Annotated in this window: 16 protein-coding genes; 14 read left to right on the forward strand and 2 right to left on the reverse strand. The window is 40.1% G+C overall.

The window, feature by feature from the left end:
• Window positions 1–324: 324 nt before the first annotated feature.
• The 5 genes from metG (at window position 325) to rsmA (ending at window position 6,004) form a co-directional block, all read left to right on the forward strand.
• Window positions 325–2,259 carry a methionine--tRNA ligase gene (gene metG, locus JBW_RS02465; RefSeq protein WP_007958758.1) on the forward strand — a complete coding sequence of 645 codons (1,935 nt, stop codon included), beginning with the start codon at window positions 325–327 and terminating at the stop codon, window positions 2,257–2,259.
• A 233-nt stretch (window positions 2,260–2,492) separates the two neighbouring features.
• Window positions 2,493–3,257, forward strand: a complete 765-nt coding sequence (locus JBW_RS02470; protein ID WP_007958760.1) for a TatD family hydrolase — start codon at window positions 2,493–2,495, stop codon at window positions 3,255–3,257.
• Window positions 3,258–3,534: 277 nt separating this feature from the next.
• Complete coding sequence (locus JBW_RS02475; protein ID WP_007958762.1) at window positions 3,535–4,521, forward strand: 3D domain-containing protein; 987 nt, start codon at window positions 3,535–3,537, stop codon at window positions 4,519–4,521.
• A gap of 99 nt (window positions 4,522–4,620) precedes the next feature.
• Window positions 4,621–5,145: a ribonuclease M5 gene (gene rnmV, locus JBW_RS02480; protein WP_007958763.1), complete on the forward strand. Its 525-nt coding sequence runs from the start codon at window positions 4,621–4,623 to the stop codon at window positions 5,143–5,145.
• 16 nt (window positions 5,146–5,161) lie between these two features.
• Entirely contained in the window at window positions 5,162–6,004 is an 843-nt protein-coding gene (gene rsmA, locus JBW_RS02485) for a 16S rRNA (adenine(1518)-N(6)/adenine(1519)-N(6))-dimethyltransferase RsmA (protein ID WP_007958764.1), read from the forward strand.
• Between the two features lie 56 nt (window positions 6,005–6,060).
• Here the strand turns inward: rsmA and JBW_RS02490 are convergent, their stop codons facing one another.
• Complete coding sequence (locus JBW_RS02490; protein ID WP_007958765.1) at window positions 6,061–6,846, reverse strand: glycosyltransferase family 2 protein; 786 nt, start codon at window positions 6,844–6,846, stop codon at window positions 6,061–6,063.
• 195 nt (window positions 6,847–7,041) lie between these two features.
• On the opposite strand from JBW_RS02490, the gene yabG reads away from it, so the two are divergent.
• Window positions 7,042–7,917, forward strand: coding sequence for a sporulation peptidase YabG (gene yabG, locus JBW_RS02495; RefSeq protein ID WP_007958766.1), 876 nt, complete (start codon window positions 7,042–7,044; stop codon window positions 7,915–7,917).
• Between the two features lie 364 nt (window positions 7,918–8,281).
• Here yabG and JBW_RS02500 read toward each other — a convergent pair whose 3' ends face one another.
• Window positions 8,282–8,890 carry a DUF1836 domain-containing protein gene (locus JBW_RS02500; RefSeq protein ID WP_007958767.1) on the reverse strand — a complete coding sequence of 203 codons (609 nt, stop codon included), beginning with the start codon at window positions 8,888–8,890 and terminating at the stop codon, window positions 8,282–8,284.
• 279 nt (window positions 8,891–9,169) lie between these two features.
• On the opposite strand from JBW_RS02500, the gene JBW_RS02505 reads away from it, so the two are divergent.
• From JBW_RS02505 to JBW_RS02540, 8 genes are all read left to right on the forward strand, one after another.
• Entirely contained in the window at window positions 9,170–9,787 is a 618-nt protein-coding gene (locus tag JBW_RS02505; RefSeq protein ID WP_007958768.1) for a TerD family protein, read from the forward strand.
• A gap of 21 nt (window positions 9,788–9,808) precedes the next feature.
• Window positions 9,809–10,390: a TerD family protein gene (locus JBW_RS02510; RefSeq protein ID WP_007958769.1), complete on the forward strand. Its 582-nt coding sequence runs from the start codon at window positions 9,809–9,811 to the stop codon at window positions 10,388–10,390.
• Between the two features lie 30 nt (window positions 10,391–10,420).
• Entirely contained in the window at window positions 10,421–10,996 is a 576-nt protein-coding gene (locus tag JBW_RS02515) for a TerD family protein (RefSeq protein WP_007958771.1), read from the forward strand.
• A 182-nt stretch (window positions 10,997–11,178) separates the two neighbouring features.
• Complete coding sequence (locus JBW_RS02520; protein WP_007958772.1) at window positions 11,179–11,814, forward strand: hypothetical protein; 636 nt, start codon at window positions 11,179–11,181, stop codon at window positions 11,812–11,814.
• 44 nt (window positions 11,815–11,858) lie between these two features.
• Window positions 11,859–12,536 carry a TIGR00266 family protein gene (locus JBW_RS02525; RefSeq protein ID WP_007958773.1) on the forward strand — a complete coding sequence of 226 codons (678 nt, stop codon included), beginning with the start codon at window positions 11,859–11,861 and terminating at the stop codon, window positions 12,534–12,536.
• 37 nt (window positions 12,537–12,573) lie between these two features.
• Window positions 12,574–13,299, forward strand: a complete 726-nt coding sequence (locus JBW_RS02530; RefSeq protein ID WP_007958774.1) for a TerC family protein — start codon at window positions 12,574–12,576, stop codon at window positions 13,297–13,299.
• Window positions 13,300–13,361: 62 nt separating this feature from the next.
• Window positions 13,362–14,468, forward strand: a complete 1,107-nt coding sequence (locus JBW_RS02535; RefSeq protein WP_235334124.1) for an HpcH/HpaI aldolase/citrate lyase family protein — start codon at window positions 13,362–13,364, stop codon at window positions 14,466–14,468.
• Window positions 14,434–16,941, forward strand: a complete 2,508-nt coding sequence (locus tag JBW_RS02540) for a phosphoribosyltransferase (protein ID WP_007958776.1) — start codon at window positions 14,434–14,436, stop codon at window positions 16,939–16,941. Before JBW_RS02535 ends, JBW_RS02540 begins: the two co-directional genes overlap by 35 nt.
• Window positions 16,942–16,944 lie beyond the last annotated feature (3 nt).

The following is a 16,944-nucleotide window of genomic DNA, read 5'->3' on the forward strand; positions in this document are numbered from 1 at the left end:
TCAACAACATTCGACAAAATATGTCCAACTAAATAATACCAAATTCCCGTAAAGTTGTCAACCTATTTTTACCATATCAGTAAATATGTTGTACGGTACTGCAAATTATCTTGTCAGAAAAAGACGAATGGTGCAAAGTCTCTAGAATAGTTCGACATAAGTGTATATTCTTGGTAAAATAGGGACAATAATAAAAAAGTATGATATTTTTATTATTGTCGAATTATGACATGGAATTTTTGTCATTTAAGTTATGGAAGGTACAATTATAAAAAGAACATCTTTTGTTGCCAATTTAACATTATGGGGAGGCTTATTACAACCGTGGAAAAGAAACCATTTTATATTACAACGCCTATTTATTATCCGAGTGATCGCTTACATATTGGTCATGCTTACACAACGACCATTGCTGATGCGGCTGCCAGGTATAAAAGGCTAGCGGGATCAGAAGTACTCTTTCTCACTGGATCAGATGAACATGGTCAAAAAATTCAGCGCAAAGCGGCAGAACAGAATGTGACACCGATTGCTTATGTTGATAAAATTGTTGATTCTTTTCAGCAATTATGGGAGAAATTGAATATTTCTCATGATGATTTTATTCGTACAACGCAGCAGCGTCACCATGATGTTGTGCAAGCTATTTTCCAGAAAATTTATGATAAAGGTGATATTTACAAAGCTGCTTATGAAGGCTGGTATTGTACTCCTTGCGAAACCTTCTGGATGGAGCGGCAGGTTGTAGAGGGGAAGTGTCCTGACTGCGGGCGGCCAGTAGAAATCGTGCAGGAGGAAAGTTATTTCTTCCGCATGTCTAAATATCAAGACCGATTGCTTGCCTATATTGAAAGCAATCCTGATTTCATTCAGCCTGTATCTCGCCGTAATGAAATGCTGAATTTTATTAAGGGGGGGTTAGAGGATCTTTGTGTTTCCCGCACAACCTTTGACTGGGGGATTCCTGTACCCTTTGACACCAAGCATGTCGTGTATGTATGGTTTGACGCCTTAACCAATTATATTACCGCTGCAGGCTATCTAGATGATCGGGAGAAATTTGCTAAGTTCTGGCCAGCTGACATTCATTTAGTCGGAAAGGAAATTGTACGTTTTCATAGTATTATTTGGCCGATTATCTTAATGGCTTTGGATCTTGAAATACCGGCAAAGGTATATGGACACGGCTGGTTAATCATGGAAGGCGATAAAATGTCCAAATCCAAAGGCAATGTAATTGATCCGGTTACCTTAATTGAAGAGTTTGGTCCAGATGCAATTCGTTATTTCTTGCTGAGAGAGATCAATTTAGGAATGGATGGGAATTTCTCCAGAGAAGCTCTTATTAATCGGATTAATGCTGATTTGGCAAATGACTTAGGAAACTTATTGCATAGAACGTTAAACATGATTGGTCGTTTTAATGGTGGTGTGATTAAAGCAGCTGGTGATGTAGAAGAACTAGATCACCAGTTGGCACAATTAGTACAGAGTACCGTTATCCAATATGAAAAATTTATGGATGTTATGGATATTAATGCAGCAATCAAAGTTGTTTGGGCATTGATCAGCCGTACCAATAAATATATTGATGAAACGGCTCCCTGGGCATTAGCTAAGGATGAGGCGAAGCACTCCCGCCTTAATACGGTGCTGTACAATCTGGCAGAGACGCTGCGAATTATAGCAATTTTGATTACTCCTTTTATGCCGGTTACAGGACCAAAGATTTGGGGGCAGTTGGGGTTAACCACTGATTTTAAAGCTGTAACCTTGGAGGATGTTAAGGGCTGGGGAAAACTACCCGCAGGCATTGTTGTATCGAAACCTGAACCTATCTTCCCACGGATTGAAGATAAGGTTGTTGAAGCTGCAGCAGAAGTGAAGGCGGCAGATCAGGATAAACAACAGTCAGCAGCGGTAGCTGATGAAAATACCCCTGAGGTTAGCATTGATGAATTTGCAAAGATGGATCTTAGAGTCGTCACCGTACTAGCAGCTGAAAAAGTGGAAAAGGCTGATAAGCTCTTGAAATTGACGGTGGACTTGGGCACCCAGCAGCGTACTATTGTTTCAGGCATTGCTAAGCATTACACACCAGAAGAATTAGTAGGTCAGAATGTAGTCATGATTATTAACTTAAAGCCAGCGAAAATTCGCGGTATCGAATCTCGTGGCATGGTTTTAGCGGCTTCTTGTGATGATCAATTAAAAGTAGTCACCGTTCCCGGAATGCCTGCCGGCAGCAAGGTGAAATAAGATTACATAAGAAAGCGCCTGCTATAGGCGCTTTCTTATGTAATAGGATAAAAGTTTATGTTTTTGTGGAAGAGAGCCAGGAAAGAATGATTGAACCGCAGAGACGCAGAGCGCGCTGAGGGGGATTCTCTAACTCTATTATTTCTTCTTTCTCTGTGTTCTCTGTGCCTCTGCGGTTGAAAAACGGACATGCAGTGTTTTGCTTAACATAACAAGTACAAGGAGTGTTAACCATGTTATTTGATTCTCATGCACATATTGATGATGAAAAGTTTGATATCGATCGTGAAGAAGTAATCCAAAGAGCGATCGACAATGGTGTGACCGGGATTATTAATGTTGGGGCCTCTATGGAATCTTCTGCTCGTTCCATTGCCCTTGCAGAAAAATATGAAGGTATTTATGCTGCTGTCGGTATTCATCCTCATGATGCTAAAGATGCTTTAGATACAGATTATGAACAATTAGTCCGTTGGACTGCTCTTGATAAGGTGGTTGCCATTGGAGAGATTGGTCTGGATTATTATTATGATTTTTCACCGAGAGAGGTACAGCGTTCGGTATTTATTCATCAACTTGATGTAGCTCGTCAAACAAATATTCCTTTTATTATTCACGATCGAGATGCTCATGGTGATCTATTGGAGATTTTAAAGAAAGAAGCCAAAGGCTTAAAAGGTGTGCTGCACTGTTTTTCAGGGAGTTTGGAGATGGCAAATGAAGTCATAAAGATGGGTTTATATATTTCCATAGCCGGTCCTGTTACCTTTAAAAATGCGGCCAAACTTCCTGAAATTGTGACAAAAGTACCATTGGAATATTTGTTGGTAGAAACGGATTCCCCTTATCTAACACCTCAGCCATATCGAGGCAAACGTAACGAACCTGCTTATGTAAAATTGGTAGCTGAGCAGGTTGCCAATTTACGTGGTATTGAGATGGACGTTCTGGCAAAAGCTACGAGTGAAAATGTAAAAGAATTATTTGGAATATCCTAAGAATAACAGAATATATTAACCTATGGGAGAGTATTTTTAATAAAAGATATTCTCTTTATTTTTTGTAAAATTTAAAGAAAGGACAACGTGGTTTTATTTCTCTCTTCAGGGAGACTGACGTCAGGAAATACGTTGGTTTCAAAATATTGACAAGTATGTTGCGTAGGAGGTATAAAAAAGGATATTTTGGTAAATAATTTAAAGAATGTAAGAAAAAAACTAGACAATACGAATAAGTCATGGTATAATACTTAAACGTTTGAAAAGGAGGTATTTTATGACTTATATTGAGTTGAAAAAAGTGTTTTTTCGACAAAAAATGCTACCCCTATTTCTCGCGCTATTCACTGTTTTATTGGTGGCGACAGGGTTCATGTTTGCCAACAAAAAAGTACACATTGCCGTTGACGGCACTACCATAATGATTAGCACACTACATAGCAAACCTCAAGATGTTTTAGTACAGGCTGGAATTCATTTAGATCCAAAAGATGAATATCGTCTGTCGACCAAGAACTTAACGGATGGTAGTACCATTTGGGTATATCGTGCTGTACCTGTTACGGTAACCTATCAGGGAAAAACTGAGGTGATAGTGACGGGGAAGCCTACAGTGGGGGAATTGGCAGAAAGTTTAGGAATGAACATGGAAAATACTAAACTGGTGCCAGAGGGGCAAAATAAAATAGAAGCCGATATGTTTATTCAAGCCATTACGCTAACCCAGAAAGAGGTTGAGCGTGATGTGGTAGAGAGATTTACCGTAATTCGACAGCCGGATTCAACCTTGGAAAAGGGGGTTGAGAGGGTAATTGAAGAAGGGCAGGATGGTGTAAAAACGGTTGTTGCTCGTATTCATTATGCTGATGGTGTGGAAGTAAGTGCGGAGCAACTGAGTGAAAAAATAAAAGAGCCGCCAAAACCACAGGTTGTTCATGTAGGTACTCGTGATGTGGTTGATACATCACGTGGATCAATGCGATTTAGCCGAGTAATGGCAATGGAAGCCAGTGCGTATCTGCCAACAGATGGCTCTGTTGAGGGAATAACCGCTACTGGTGTGCCAGCTCGTCGCGGTATTGTAGCCGTTGATCCCGATGTTATACCGCTGGGAACCAGAGTATATGTGCAGGGATATGGTTTAGCTACGGCTGCCGATGTTGGTGGTGCAATTGTTGGTAATCGTATCGATTTGTGTATGGAAAATGACAGTGAAGCCTGGAGATTTGGTAGAAGATCAGTAAAAGTTTATATACTTGACTAACAGGGGGTATACTCCCTGTTCTTTTTTTGATACTATAATATGGATACTTTTGATTGCGAAGTAAGTATCTAGTAGAATGATAGAAAGTGGTAGGGAAAGATGATTAAAGAAGTAATTATTGTTGAAGGTAAAAATGACATACATGCGGTGAAAAGGGCCGTAGAGGCTGATTGTATTGCAACAGGCGGTTTTGCATTGGCACCTCATAGCTTAGAGAAGATTGCCCAAGCTTATACGAAGCGTGGCATTATTATTTTGACAGATCCGGATAGTGCTGGTGAGCGGATACGCAATTTTTTAAGCCAGCGTTTTCCAGAAGCCAAGCACGCCTTTGTTCCCAAAGAAGACGCCATTGCTAAAAATGATATTGGAATTGAACAGGCATCGAGTGAAGCGATACGTGATGCTCTTGCCAAAGTGCGGTATTTAGAGTGGCAGCCAAGTGAGGAATTTATCTGGTCTGATATTATGCAGTATGGGCTTAGCGGTACCCAAGATGCCTCGGCCAAACGGGCGATTGTTGGTGCAAAACTTGGCATTGGCTATGCAAATGCTAAAACCTTTTTACAGCGCCTTAACCATTATGGGGTAACCCGCGCCGAATTTGAACAGGCGGTACAATAACATTGGAGGCAGTAATATGAAACAGCCGACTATAGCAAATAAAGATGTAACCTTACATATTTTAAAGCGATTTGGAATCCGAATGAGCAAAAAGCTCGGACAGAATTTTTTAATTGATGAACATGTGGTTCAAAGTATCGTGAAGGCCGCCAATATTACCCAGGGTGATGCTGTGCTGGAGATTGGTCCGGGGATCGGCACTTTAACCCAAGGATTAGCAGAAGCTGGTGCTGCTGTCACGGCTGTGGAAATCGATCGAAGATTGATCGAGGTATTGGCAAAGACACTGGAAGGTTATGAAAACATTCGAGTTGTTCATGGTGATATCTTGCGTATTGATATTGGAAAAGAAGTAGCAGCGCCCAGGTATAAGGTGGTAGCAAACTTACCCTATTACATTACAACCCCAATTATTATGGGGTTGCTGGAAGCGCATATGCCTGTAGATATTCTAGTAACCATGGTGCAGAAAGAAGTTGCTCAGCGTATGGTTGCTGTCCCTGGTACGAAAGATTATGGCTCCTTATCCGTGGCAGTTCAATACTACACCAAGCCTGAGATTATGTTTGTTGTACCACCGGCTTCCTTTATTCCGCCTCCTGCTGTCGATTCAGCAGTGATTCGCTGTACTGTAAGAGAAAAACCGCCAGTAGAGGTAAATGAAAGAATTTTTTTCCGCGTGGTAAAAGCCGCTTTTGCTCAGCGTCGTAAAACCTTGTCGAATACCCTTAAAACGACAGGTGTACCTGCTGATACCTTAAAAGTAATATTAGAGAAAGCTGGTATTGATGGTGGGCGTCGTGGTGAGACGTTATCCATAGAAGAATTTGCTGCTATTGCTAATGTATGGATACAGTAAAAATTATAGTTGAAGAGCCCCTGCTTGGTTTCTAGCAGGGGCTCTTCTCATTTCTTTTATGGAGTTAAAAAATGATCTAATACATCGAAACGACGTTCATTATGGTAGCCGGTATAGGTCTTGTTTTGCCACTGGCGAGTTCGAGGAGCATTTTGGAAGACACTGATAGCCTCTAAACAATCGCCTACAATTGTTTCAATGATTTTTGCACAATGGATATGAGTTTTTAAAGATGAACCTAATTGATAATGCGGAATGGTAGTAGCCACGTCGATTTTTAGTTTATTCATTCTGGATAAAGCCATAGTTACAGGTGGAATGGCCAATTCGCGAATTGGGATTGTGGATAAGAAACGTCGTGAGACAGCATGGGGACCGTGAGAGGGCGTGGCCAAATTAATTTTTTTGTCTAAGCCAAGTTCTTTATTTAGATTGAGCCTCCATTGGAAGGTGGGGTTATAACGTTCAATATGTCGTGGTGGTGCAGGATAGCAATTCGTTAGCGCCAAATCTAAATGTTTGATTAAGATCCCGTCAATGAGTTCAGTTAGGTTTTCTGCAAATGTCCCTACCATGTCGCCATCCACAAAGGCCACTACATCGCTGCCTAATGCTAATGCTACCTTTGCGCCGATAGCCCGAGGGATGTCAATACCTAGACGTTCGTGGAAGTAAAGAATTTGTAATTTTGGGATGCCAATTTGCAACACTTCATGCATGGTAGAATCATTGGAACCGTTTGCGACTAGAATAATGTGATCAATTTGGAGTGTACTTAAGTTTTGTAGAACTGTTGCGATACGTCCAGCTTCGTTCTTGGCTGGAACAACCACAGTGATCATGCGCCATCACCTCGAAGATTTTGAGTGCGGTGCATGTGGCTCCTAAAGGCCACAGGTGTAATACAGTATATTGAGAAAAGGTCTTTTTGGTTACCCGCCAAATGCAGAACTTTTTGAAATATATTGGAAGGTTTTTTGGGTGTGGCACTTTTTTTTTATGCTACATAGTATGTAATAAGTAAGGGGGGGATAGGGGTGGCTAATGTAGCAGTAGGGGATTTAGTAATTCGGAAATCTCATGGCGGTGATGTTGTTTTTAAGGTAACCAATATTTATGAGGACAATATAGGGCAATCACATTGTACATTAAAAGGAATGCATTTGCGGTTAGTAGCAGATGCGCCGTTAAGTGATTTAGAACGAGTAGGAGCAGAACACCTGCGTAATGAAATTTTGCATATGGAAAGTGTGCATAATGATACAGTGAAAAGAGTTTTGATGCGTCGCAGTATGGAAAGGGAAAAAGTGAATAACGTGCGAGCAGAGCACTCAAAAAAGTATGAATACTTTGAAATGCCGGGTCGTGTACTGCATCTGGACGGAGACGAAGAGTACCTTGCTATGTGTTTAAAAACCTATCATCAAATGAACATCGATGCAGTCGGTCGATGTATTGAGGAATCAAAGCAGCCAGAGCATGTGATTGCTTTAGTGGATGAGTATCGTCCTGACATTTTAATTTTAACTGGTCATGATGCGTTATTAGGGGGTGGCAAGAAAGACTTCAGAGATATTAATAATTATCGCAATTCTAGATATTTTATAGAATCCGTCAAGAAGGCTAGAATTTTTGAACCATCAAAGGATGATTTGGTGATTTTTGCTGGTGCCTGCCAATCTTACTTTGAAGCCATTTTAATAGCAGGGGCTAATTTTGCCAGTGCCCCAACTCGAATTTTTATTCATGCCTATGATCCTGTGTTTATTGCAGAAAAAGTTGCATTTACTCCCATCAATCGAACGGTTGATATCGGTGATGCCATCACTGCATCCGTAACAGGTGCCGATGGCGTAGGAGGGATTGAAACACGGGGAAAATTTAGACTCGGATTACCAAAGACTCCTTATTAAAAATAAATACTTATGTGAAAAAAGAAAGCCCTATCAATGATGCTGAAAATCATTGGCAGGGCTTTCTCAATAGTCTAACTTTTTGAGGAGAACGTCCAAACGCCAGAACGCAGAGGATGCAGAGTGTACTGAGGTTTGTTTATGTTTAAGGGGCTTTTTTGATAATGACAAACAGAGCAAATAAAACGATTAACCGCAGAGACACAGAGGGGGATTTTTAACCCTATCTATCTTTTCTCTGTGTTCTCTACGTCTCTGCGGTTCGATTATCTTTTTTCCCACGCATTTTCTATACCCTTTTTTAGGAGGGATTTTCTTGATAATGACAAAAGAAGAAATCCCTCTGTGGTTCGTTTATGTCTTTTCAGTCTTGCACTTTAAAATAGGTATCGATCATTTCTTCGGCGAGCTGTTTTGCGGCAGTAGCTTCGGCTACCAGCAGTAATACAGTTAGAAATTTTTCTACCATATCTTTATTTGCGTTGTTCTCGAAGGGATTATTGATTTTTTCGCAAACTCTATTAAAGCGATCCTCATAATCATTACAAGCATCGAAGTACTCTTCTTTTTGAAACTCTAAAAATGCTCTGTAAATATCATCAAGGGCAATAATGGATGTTTTTTCTTCTGGATGGCCTAGGGTTCTTAAAATTGGATTAAAGATGGTTTTCACATCATCTAGAGAAAGAACTTGTTTGAGGTGGTAGATTAGGCTTAGCAGGATAATATGATTTTTGTCATATTTCTTTTTGTCCGAGGGGTTGAGTAAACCATTCTTAGTATAATTATTAATCATTGCTTTCGTGATTGCAACGCTGGTTTCATCTCCTTTACGGCGATGGTTCAGTTTGCTGTTTAGTAATTCTGTTACTTGGTCTGCATATTGTTTAATAGAAGGGATATCTTCCACTTTTAATTCATTATCGAGTAATTTTGTGGCAAAGCCTTCTAAAACTGATTTTGTTATTACCATGTTATACACCTCACTAGTATTATAATATTTTTTAATGCTAGATGTCAAAATTATTATAATTATATTATATGAATATAATTACTAGATAGTGGAATGCTAATAGGAAAACTGATTATGATGAAGAAAAAAATAGAAAAATATGTTGAATTGTGACAACTACATCTAGAAATAATATAAAATAAGTATTGTAGTTTTTAAAACTACGTGATATTATATGTATATTAGAAATATACATGGACAAAACCACGTAATGGGATTTTGACATGAAAGGGGTTAGTTATGGCAATTAGTTTACAAAAGGGTCAGAAGATTGATTTAACCAAAGGCAATGCTGGACTTTCCGAGTTGATTGTTGGCCTAGGCTGGGATCCGGTGGAGCAGTCTGGTGGTAATGGTGGCGGATTTCTAAGTGGCCTATTTGGTGGTGGTAAGAAGGCTGAATTTGATTGCGATGCCTCCGTTTTATTGTTAGATGCCAATGGGAAATTTACTAGCAAAGAAAATGTTGTATTCTTTAATAATTTGAAAAGTCCTTGCGGCAGTGTTACCCATTTGGGGGACAATCGTACAGGCGGCGGTGACGGTGATGATGAACAAGTCTTAATCCAGTTACCAAAGGTACCAGCAAATATTCATAAAATCGTATTTGTTGTCAATATCTATGATTGCCAGAAGCGTAAACAAGATTTTGGCATGATTAAAAATGCTTTTATTAGAGTCGTGAATAAATCGGACATGCAAGAGATAACCCGTTATAATTTGACGGAAAGTTATGCTGGTAAAACGGCACTGATTGTGGGCGAAGTGTACCGTCATCAGGGAGAGTGGAAATTTGCTGCTCTTGGCGAGAGTACGCAAGATCTTTCGATTAGTGCTGTAGTTAAGCGATATAGTTAAAAATAAACAGGGGGTAATGAAATGGCAGTGAGCTTAAGTAAGGGACAGAAAGTAGATTTAACAAAAAGTAATCCTGGTTTAAAGAATATTATTATCGGTTTAGGTTGGGACACTAATAAGTACGATGGAGGTCATGATTTTGATTTAGATGCTTCTGCATTTATCCTTGGAGAAGCCGGAAAAGTGAAAGATGAAAAGGATTTTGTATTTTACAATAATCCGACAGGGGCGCAAGGAGCAGTGGTACATACCGGTGACAACCGCAGCGGTGTGGGTGACGGGGATGATGAGCAAATCAAAATTGATATTTCCAAAATTCCTGCTGATGTGCAAAAAATTGCGTTTACCATTACCATTCACGATGCGGATGCTCGTAAACAAAATTTTGGACAAGTTGGCAATGCTTACGTTCGCGTACTCAATGAAGAAACAGGTGCAGAGCTCATTCGCTATGATTTAGGAGAAGATTTCTCCATTGAAACGGCGATTGTCTTAGCAGAAGTTTATCGCAATGGCAGTGAGTGGAAATTCAATGCTATCGGCAGCGGTTTCCAAGGCGGCTTATCGGCACTTTGTACAAATTTCGGTTTAAGTGTCGCTTAATAGACTTTTAACTTAATTAGGAGGTAGTTTATGGGTATCAATTTAAGTAAAGGTGAAAGAATCAATTTGTCTAAAGAAGCACCTAGTTTGAAAAAAGTCGGTGTAGGTTTAGGTTGGGATACAAACAGCACGGATACAGGAGCGGATTTTGATTTGGATGCTTCGGTGTTTATGTTAGGGGCAAATGGGAAAATACCGAGTGAAAAAAGCTTTATATTTTACAATAACTTAACTTCACCGGATGGTGGGGTTAAACATACAGGGGATAATCTGACTGGTCAGGGCGATGGAGATGATGAAACCATTCTTGTAGAACTAGCCAAAATAGATAGTGCTATTAATGAATTAGTGTTTGTCGTTACTATTCATGAGGCAGAAAAGAGAAGACAAAATTTTGGACAAGTTAGCAATGCCTTTATTCGCCTTTATGATCAAGACACAAATAAAGAAGTTGCGAAATATGAACTGGATGAAGATTTCTCCAAAGAAACAGCCATTGAGTTTGGCAAGTTATACAAAAAAGATGGTCAATGGAGATTTCAAGCTGTAGGACAAGGATACAATTCTGGTTTGCAAGGATTTGTTGACAAGTATTTTGAAGGCTAAATAGCAGCTGCTATAGAAGACACGAGGCGCTAGGCCGCTACCGCGGACACAAAGAATACAAAGAGGATTGGTGTCTGCTTTGTATTCTTTGTGTCTTTGTGTTTTCCATTATTTACCTTGTGATGCGATAGTGGTATAATGCAATAAAGTCGAATTGATAAACGGTAGAAAGGATTATGGATATGAGCTTTTTTGATAAAATCGACATGACGAAGAAAACTAAAATTCCAGCAGCAATCAACCTTACCAAAAGCGGCGACTCTCATGCAATTGATCTGACGAAGAAAACCGGGGAGCTGCGAGTTAATTTGCAATGGGATTCAACGATAGAGAAAAAAGGTATGTTTTCCTTTTTGTCCAAATCCACTCTTGATCTTGATTTAGGTTGTATGTATCGTTTAAAAGATGGCAGTCAGGGTGTGATTCAGGCATTGGGCGAATTATTTGGTTCTTTGTCCTCTTCTCCCTATATCGCTTTGGATAAAGACGATCGAACAGGACTGAGTGCAGATGGTGAGAACTTACGATTCACCAAAATGGAAGCATTGGATTTTGTTATTGTCTTTGCTTACATCTATGAAGGAGCCCCTAATTGGGAATCTGCTAAAGGTGTAGTTACGGTCAAGCAGCAGAACGGTGCTGATATTATCATTCGTCTCGATAATCCGGATAAAGGTAAAATCATGTGTGGTTTAATAAAAATTGAAAATAAAAATCAACAATTAGTTGTGACAAAACTGGAAAGATATTTTGGCGGTCATAAAGAGCTGGATAAGGCCTATGGTTTTGGCTTTAATTGGACTGCTGGTAAAAAATAGTGATGGAATGACCAAGAACAGTTGATTTACGGTGGAGGTTTATTGTGGATTACGAGATTTTATATCCAGGTGCTTTTCCATTATTAAAGGTTCAATTAAGGCAGGGCGATTTTTTAAAAGCAGAATCGGATGCCATGGTGTCGATGTCCACAAGTATTGATGTGGAAGGTAAAATGGAAGGTGGTTTGTTAGGTGGTATTGGGCGGATGCTGGCAGGAGAAAAATTTTTCTTTCAGACTCTTACTGCACGGCGTGGTTCTGGTGAAGTTACCTTAGCCCCATCCATACCTGGTGATATCATCGATGTTGATTTAGATGGCAGTTATAGTTTGGTTGTACAAAAAGATGGGTTTCTGGCTGGTTCTACGGGAATTGAAGTCTCCAGTAAAATGCAGAACTTAATGCAGGGGATGTTCTCGGGAGAGGGCTTTTTCACATTGAAAGTAAGTGGTAAAGGAACTGTATTTTTAAACTCCTATGGTGCGATTCATGCCATTAATCTGGAGGCGGGAGAAGAACGGATTATTGATAATAATCATCTGGTTGCCTGGCCGGATTATATGGATTACAAAATTGAAAAGGCAACATCCGGTTGGATATCTAGTTTTACATCGGGGGAAATGCTAGTCTGCCGTTTTAAAGGACCGGGTGTAGTGTTGATTCAGACGCGAAATCCGAAAGCTTTTGGTGAGTGGGCAAAGAGCCTGATTCCTGCCAAGTAAATAATAAAATTTGAAGGATTAAGAGGAGCATCAATAAATGATTGAATTTATTACAGGAATTTTAGGGAACTATTCCCATTTTTTTAATATGACGGAGTTTCTCGGGGTTATTTATAATCCGATGAACTGGGCCATTATTGGTAGCCTGATTGTATTGGAAGGGCTTTTATCAGCGGATAATGCCCTAGTACTAGCAATTATGGTAAAGCATTTGCCGAAGGATCAGCAGAAAAAGGCATTGTTTTATGGTATTTTAGGTGCATACCTCTTTCGTTTTATTGCCATTGGGGTGGGAACCTATTTAATTAAGATCTGGTGGATAAAGGCTGCCGGTGCTTTATATCTATTGTGGATGGCGATTCAGTTCTTTATGAAAAAGAATAAAGATGAGGATGAAGCAGCAGTTCCAGAAGCGCCTCATGGTTTTTGGCGTACGGTATTAGCCGTTGAGATCATGGATATTGCTTTTAGTATTGACAGTGTATTGGCCGCTTTTGGGGTTAGTGATCAGGTATGGGTATTGTATCTGGGAGGGATTTTCGGGGTCATGATGATGCGAGGGGTGGCGCAGATCTTCTTGACGCTGATTGAACGTTATCCTGAACTGGAAACTACAGCATATGTTATAATTGGTATAATTGGTGCGAAAATGATGGCATCTGTTTTTGATTTTCATGTCAGCCAAGTTGTGTTTTTCTCTACGTTGATAGTCATATTCCTTGGTACTTTTGTGGTCCATCATTTACGTAAACGTACTTCATAATGCGCTACTTCAACTACCTTTCTCCTAAAGAGGAGCAAGCTATCTTTTATTTGTCACCCCAATTGATAAGGATAGATGATCAGTCATTGCTAGAGTATGCTTTGGGTGCAACCTTATATATGCCTGCTACTCGCAAAACCATTGCGCAAGATGTGATTAGCGGCAAGTTAAAAGGTTTAATGTCCATGGTTCTGTGTCTGGAAGATGCGATTGGTGATAATAAGGTATCAGAGGCAGAGAGTATGATGAAGCAGCAGATACAGCAGCTCGCTTTAGTCCTCAGCCAAGGTAGCATCACGGCAGCTGATATTCCACTTATTTTTGTGCGAATACGGGATGTAGAACAAATGTGGCGAGTTACCCACTTTTTAGGGCAAGATGCAGCCTTGCTAACAGGTTTTGTTTTTCCAAAGTTTACAGCAAAGAATGGCGGTCTTTATTTTGAGGCTCTTAATGAGATTAATAAATGCCAGACAAAGCCGATTTATGGGATGCCTATTTTGGAGTCACCAGAGATTATGTATATGGAGAGCAGGCAAAAAAGCCTGCTCGAAGTGAAGCAACTGCTGGATTCTTATCGCAAACTAGTGCTGAATGTGCGTATTGGTGCAACGGATTTTTCCGGTCTATTTGGTTTAAGGCGCAGTCCTGATATGACGATTTATGATATTTCCGTAATTCGCAGCTGTATTGACAATATTATTAATGTCTTTACTCGATTAGATAGTGGTTATGTGGTATCGGGTCCTGTTTGGGAGTTTTATTCTAGTGAGCGGGTTTTAAAGCCTTTATTGCGTCAGGGACCTTTTACGGATAATTTAGGACAAGCAGGGGAAAAGATGCGGGATGCACTTGTGAATCGTTACATGGATGGTTTACTGCATGAAATTGTTTTAGACAAAGCCAATGGATTAATCGGTAAGACAATTATTCATCCAAGTCATATCAAACCTGTACAGGCTTTATGTGTTGTTACCCATGAAGAGTATATGGATGCATGCAGCATCCTGGCAGAATCTCATGGGGATGTAGGAGTTGTTTCTAGTGCCTATGGGAATAAAATGAATGAAATCAAGCCTCATACCCGCTGGGCGCAAAAAATAATGATAAAATCAAAAATATATGGGGTGTTTCATGAACAACATAACTTTACCAGCTTGCTTACCTGATGTGTATTCCTATGATATTCTGGAGAATTTAAAGGTTGAGGTACATGTTGTTACGAATGTTTACAAAATTCCTATCGATAATTTATTTCTTATGGCCGCGCGAAAAAATACGAAACGCGGCTTTTTGTTTGTCAGTAAAATATTGGGGAAGCACATTCCGGTTCATCCACTGATTCCCTTACTAGGGGGCGGGGCTTTAGCATCACGCTATGCCAGTGTGATGTATCAGCAAAGGGATTTTGAGGAGAATTGTGATTTTTCTAAGGCTTTTACAAATTTATCCCTCATGACAACGGCTTGGGAATATATAAAGAGCAATCCTTTGCCCCTGCCGGAAAAAACCTTGTTTATCGGATTTGCAGAAACCGCTACTGCTTTAGGGCATGGCGCTTTTAGCTGTTTTGCTCAGAACGCTAAGTACATTCACACAACCAGGGACAATATCGTAGGTGCCGATATGGTATTGAATTTCGCAGAAGAGCATAGCCACGCTGTGGATCATTATTGTTATGGGATTGAAAGAGAATGGTTTGCCAATGACGAAACAATTGTATTAGTCGATGATGAGATTACTACTGGTAAATCAGCCTTAAATTTCATTCGTGCCATACAACAGCAATATCCTCGTAAGAAGTATGCCGTACTCTCTCTTTTGGATTGGCGTTCAAAAGCCGACAAACAAAAGTACCTTGAGGTCCAAAAAGAACTACAAATACAAATTCATACCATTTCCTTGGTATCCGGGGAGATTGCAGTAGAGGGAGAACCTATGGCCGATGGGCAGGAACCTTTTTCCTATGCTGCTCAAAAACATGAAGAGCCGATTGTAGAGAAATTGATCATCAAAGATGATTTAGGTATGGTGAAGAATTTTTCCTCGTTGAATACGAAGGCTGAGGAAAATAATATTCCTTATTTGCATGCCACAGGGCGATTTGGTATTACCACTCAGGAGCAGAATGATATAGAAAAAGCATATTGCAAGGTCGGCAATTGGCTGAAGCAAAAAAGACAGGGCAAAAATGCCTTGTGCCTGGGGACAGGGGAGTTTATGTATATTCCCTTTCGCATCGCGGGCTATATGGGGGAAGGGGTGAGTGTTCAGTCCACCACCAGGAGTCCGATTTATCCAGTGCAGCGGGAAAACTATGGAGTACAGCAGGCGATTTGTTTTGCCAATCCAGAGGATGGTTCCATTGCCAATTATGTCTATAATATTCCTTCTGCTTATTACGATGAAATCTTTATCTTTTTTGAAAGAGAAGTAGAGGATAACGATTTAGCATCTTTATTGCAGGCCCTAGCGCCAATCGGCGTGAGTAGGATTTATCTTGTAACCTGTGTTAGTCGCAATTTGATCAAACCGATGATTCCTCATCCTAAACCTATTGGCAGCTACAACCCCAAGGATGTTGTTTTCCTGCTTAAAAACATTAGTGGACTTGTTCCTGAACTGGATAATCAAATCAGAGAGGCTGCGATACAAGGTGGCAGGCATTATTCAGAAATGTTGCCTGTAGAATATCAGCCTAAACCTGAATATATGACTTTATTTCAAAACGTGCTGCAGGAAACTGCCGAGAAAATTGCCTTGGCTGCTGGTAGTGTGGCAGAGCAGATTATCCATCTTAAGGGGACTGGCCTTGTCTTAGTGTCACTGGCTCGTGCAGGGACACCTATAGGAATCTTAATTAAGCGTTATATAGAGGAACAATTTGGTATCTCATTGCCTCACTACAGTATTTCCATTATTCGTGATAAAGGTATTGATGAAAATGCTTTGCTCTATATCAGGCAGCAGCATCCTGATGCCACCATACAGTTTATCGATGGCTGGACTGGTAAGGGAGCTATTACGAATCAGCTCATGGAAGCATGTACTATTTTTAATCAAAAATATAGAGAAACAGTAGAACCTGATTTAGCTGTTCTAGCAGATCCGGGGCATTGTGTACGTTTATATGGGACAAGAGAAGACTTTTTGATTCCCAGTGCCTGCTTAAACTCTACTGTATCAGGTTTAGTGAGCCGTACTGTCCATGTGGAAGAGCTGATTGATGAAACTGACTTTCATGGTGCACGGTTCTATGAAGAATGGATCAAGGAAGATGTTTCTCTGCTATTTATTGATACCATTGTAGACAAGTATCCTCTGATTTCCCATAAAGCCAGCCAGATGGCCCGAAAACATATTCGTGACTTACAGGTACCTACTTGGGCAGGGCTGAATACAATAAAGCAGTTACAAGTTACATTTAATTTGCCTGATATTAACCTGATCAAACCTGGCGTGGGTGAAACCACCCGAGTGTTATTACGGCGCGTTCCTTGGAAAATACTAATCGATAACAAAGAGAATCCTAATTTGCAGCATATTCTCTTATTAGCAAAAGACCGAGGTGTGGCAGTGGAAGAATTTACTGGAATGTCTTATTCTTGCTGCGGCTTGATTAAAACGATGGGAGGAGACTGACTA

It is taken from the genome of Pelosinus fermentans JBW45 (assembly GCF_000271665.2).
Lineage (GTDB): Bacteria > Bacillota > Negativicutes > DSM-13327 > DSM-13327 > Pelosinus > Pelosinus baikalensis.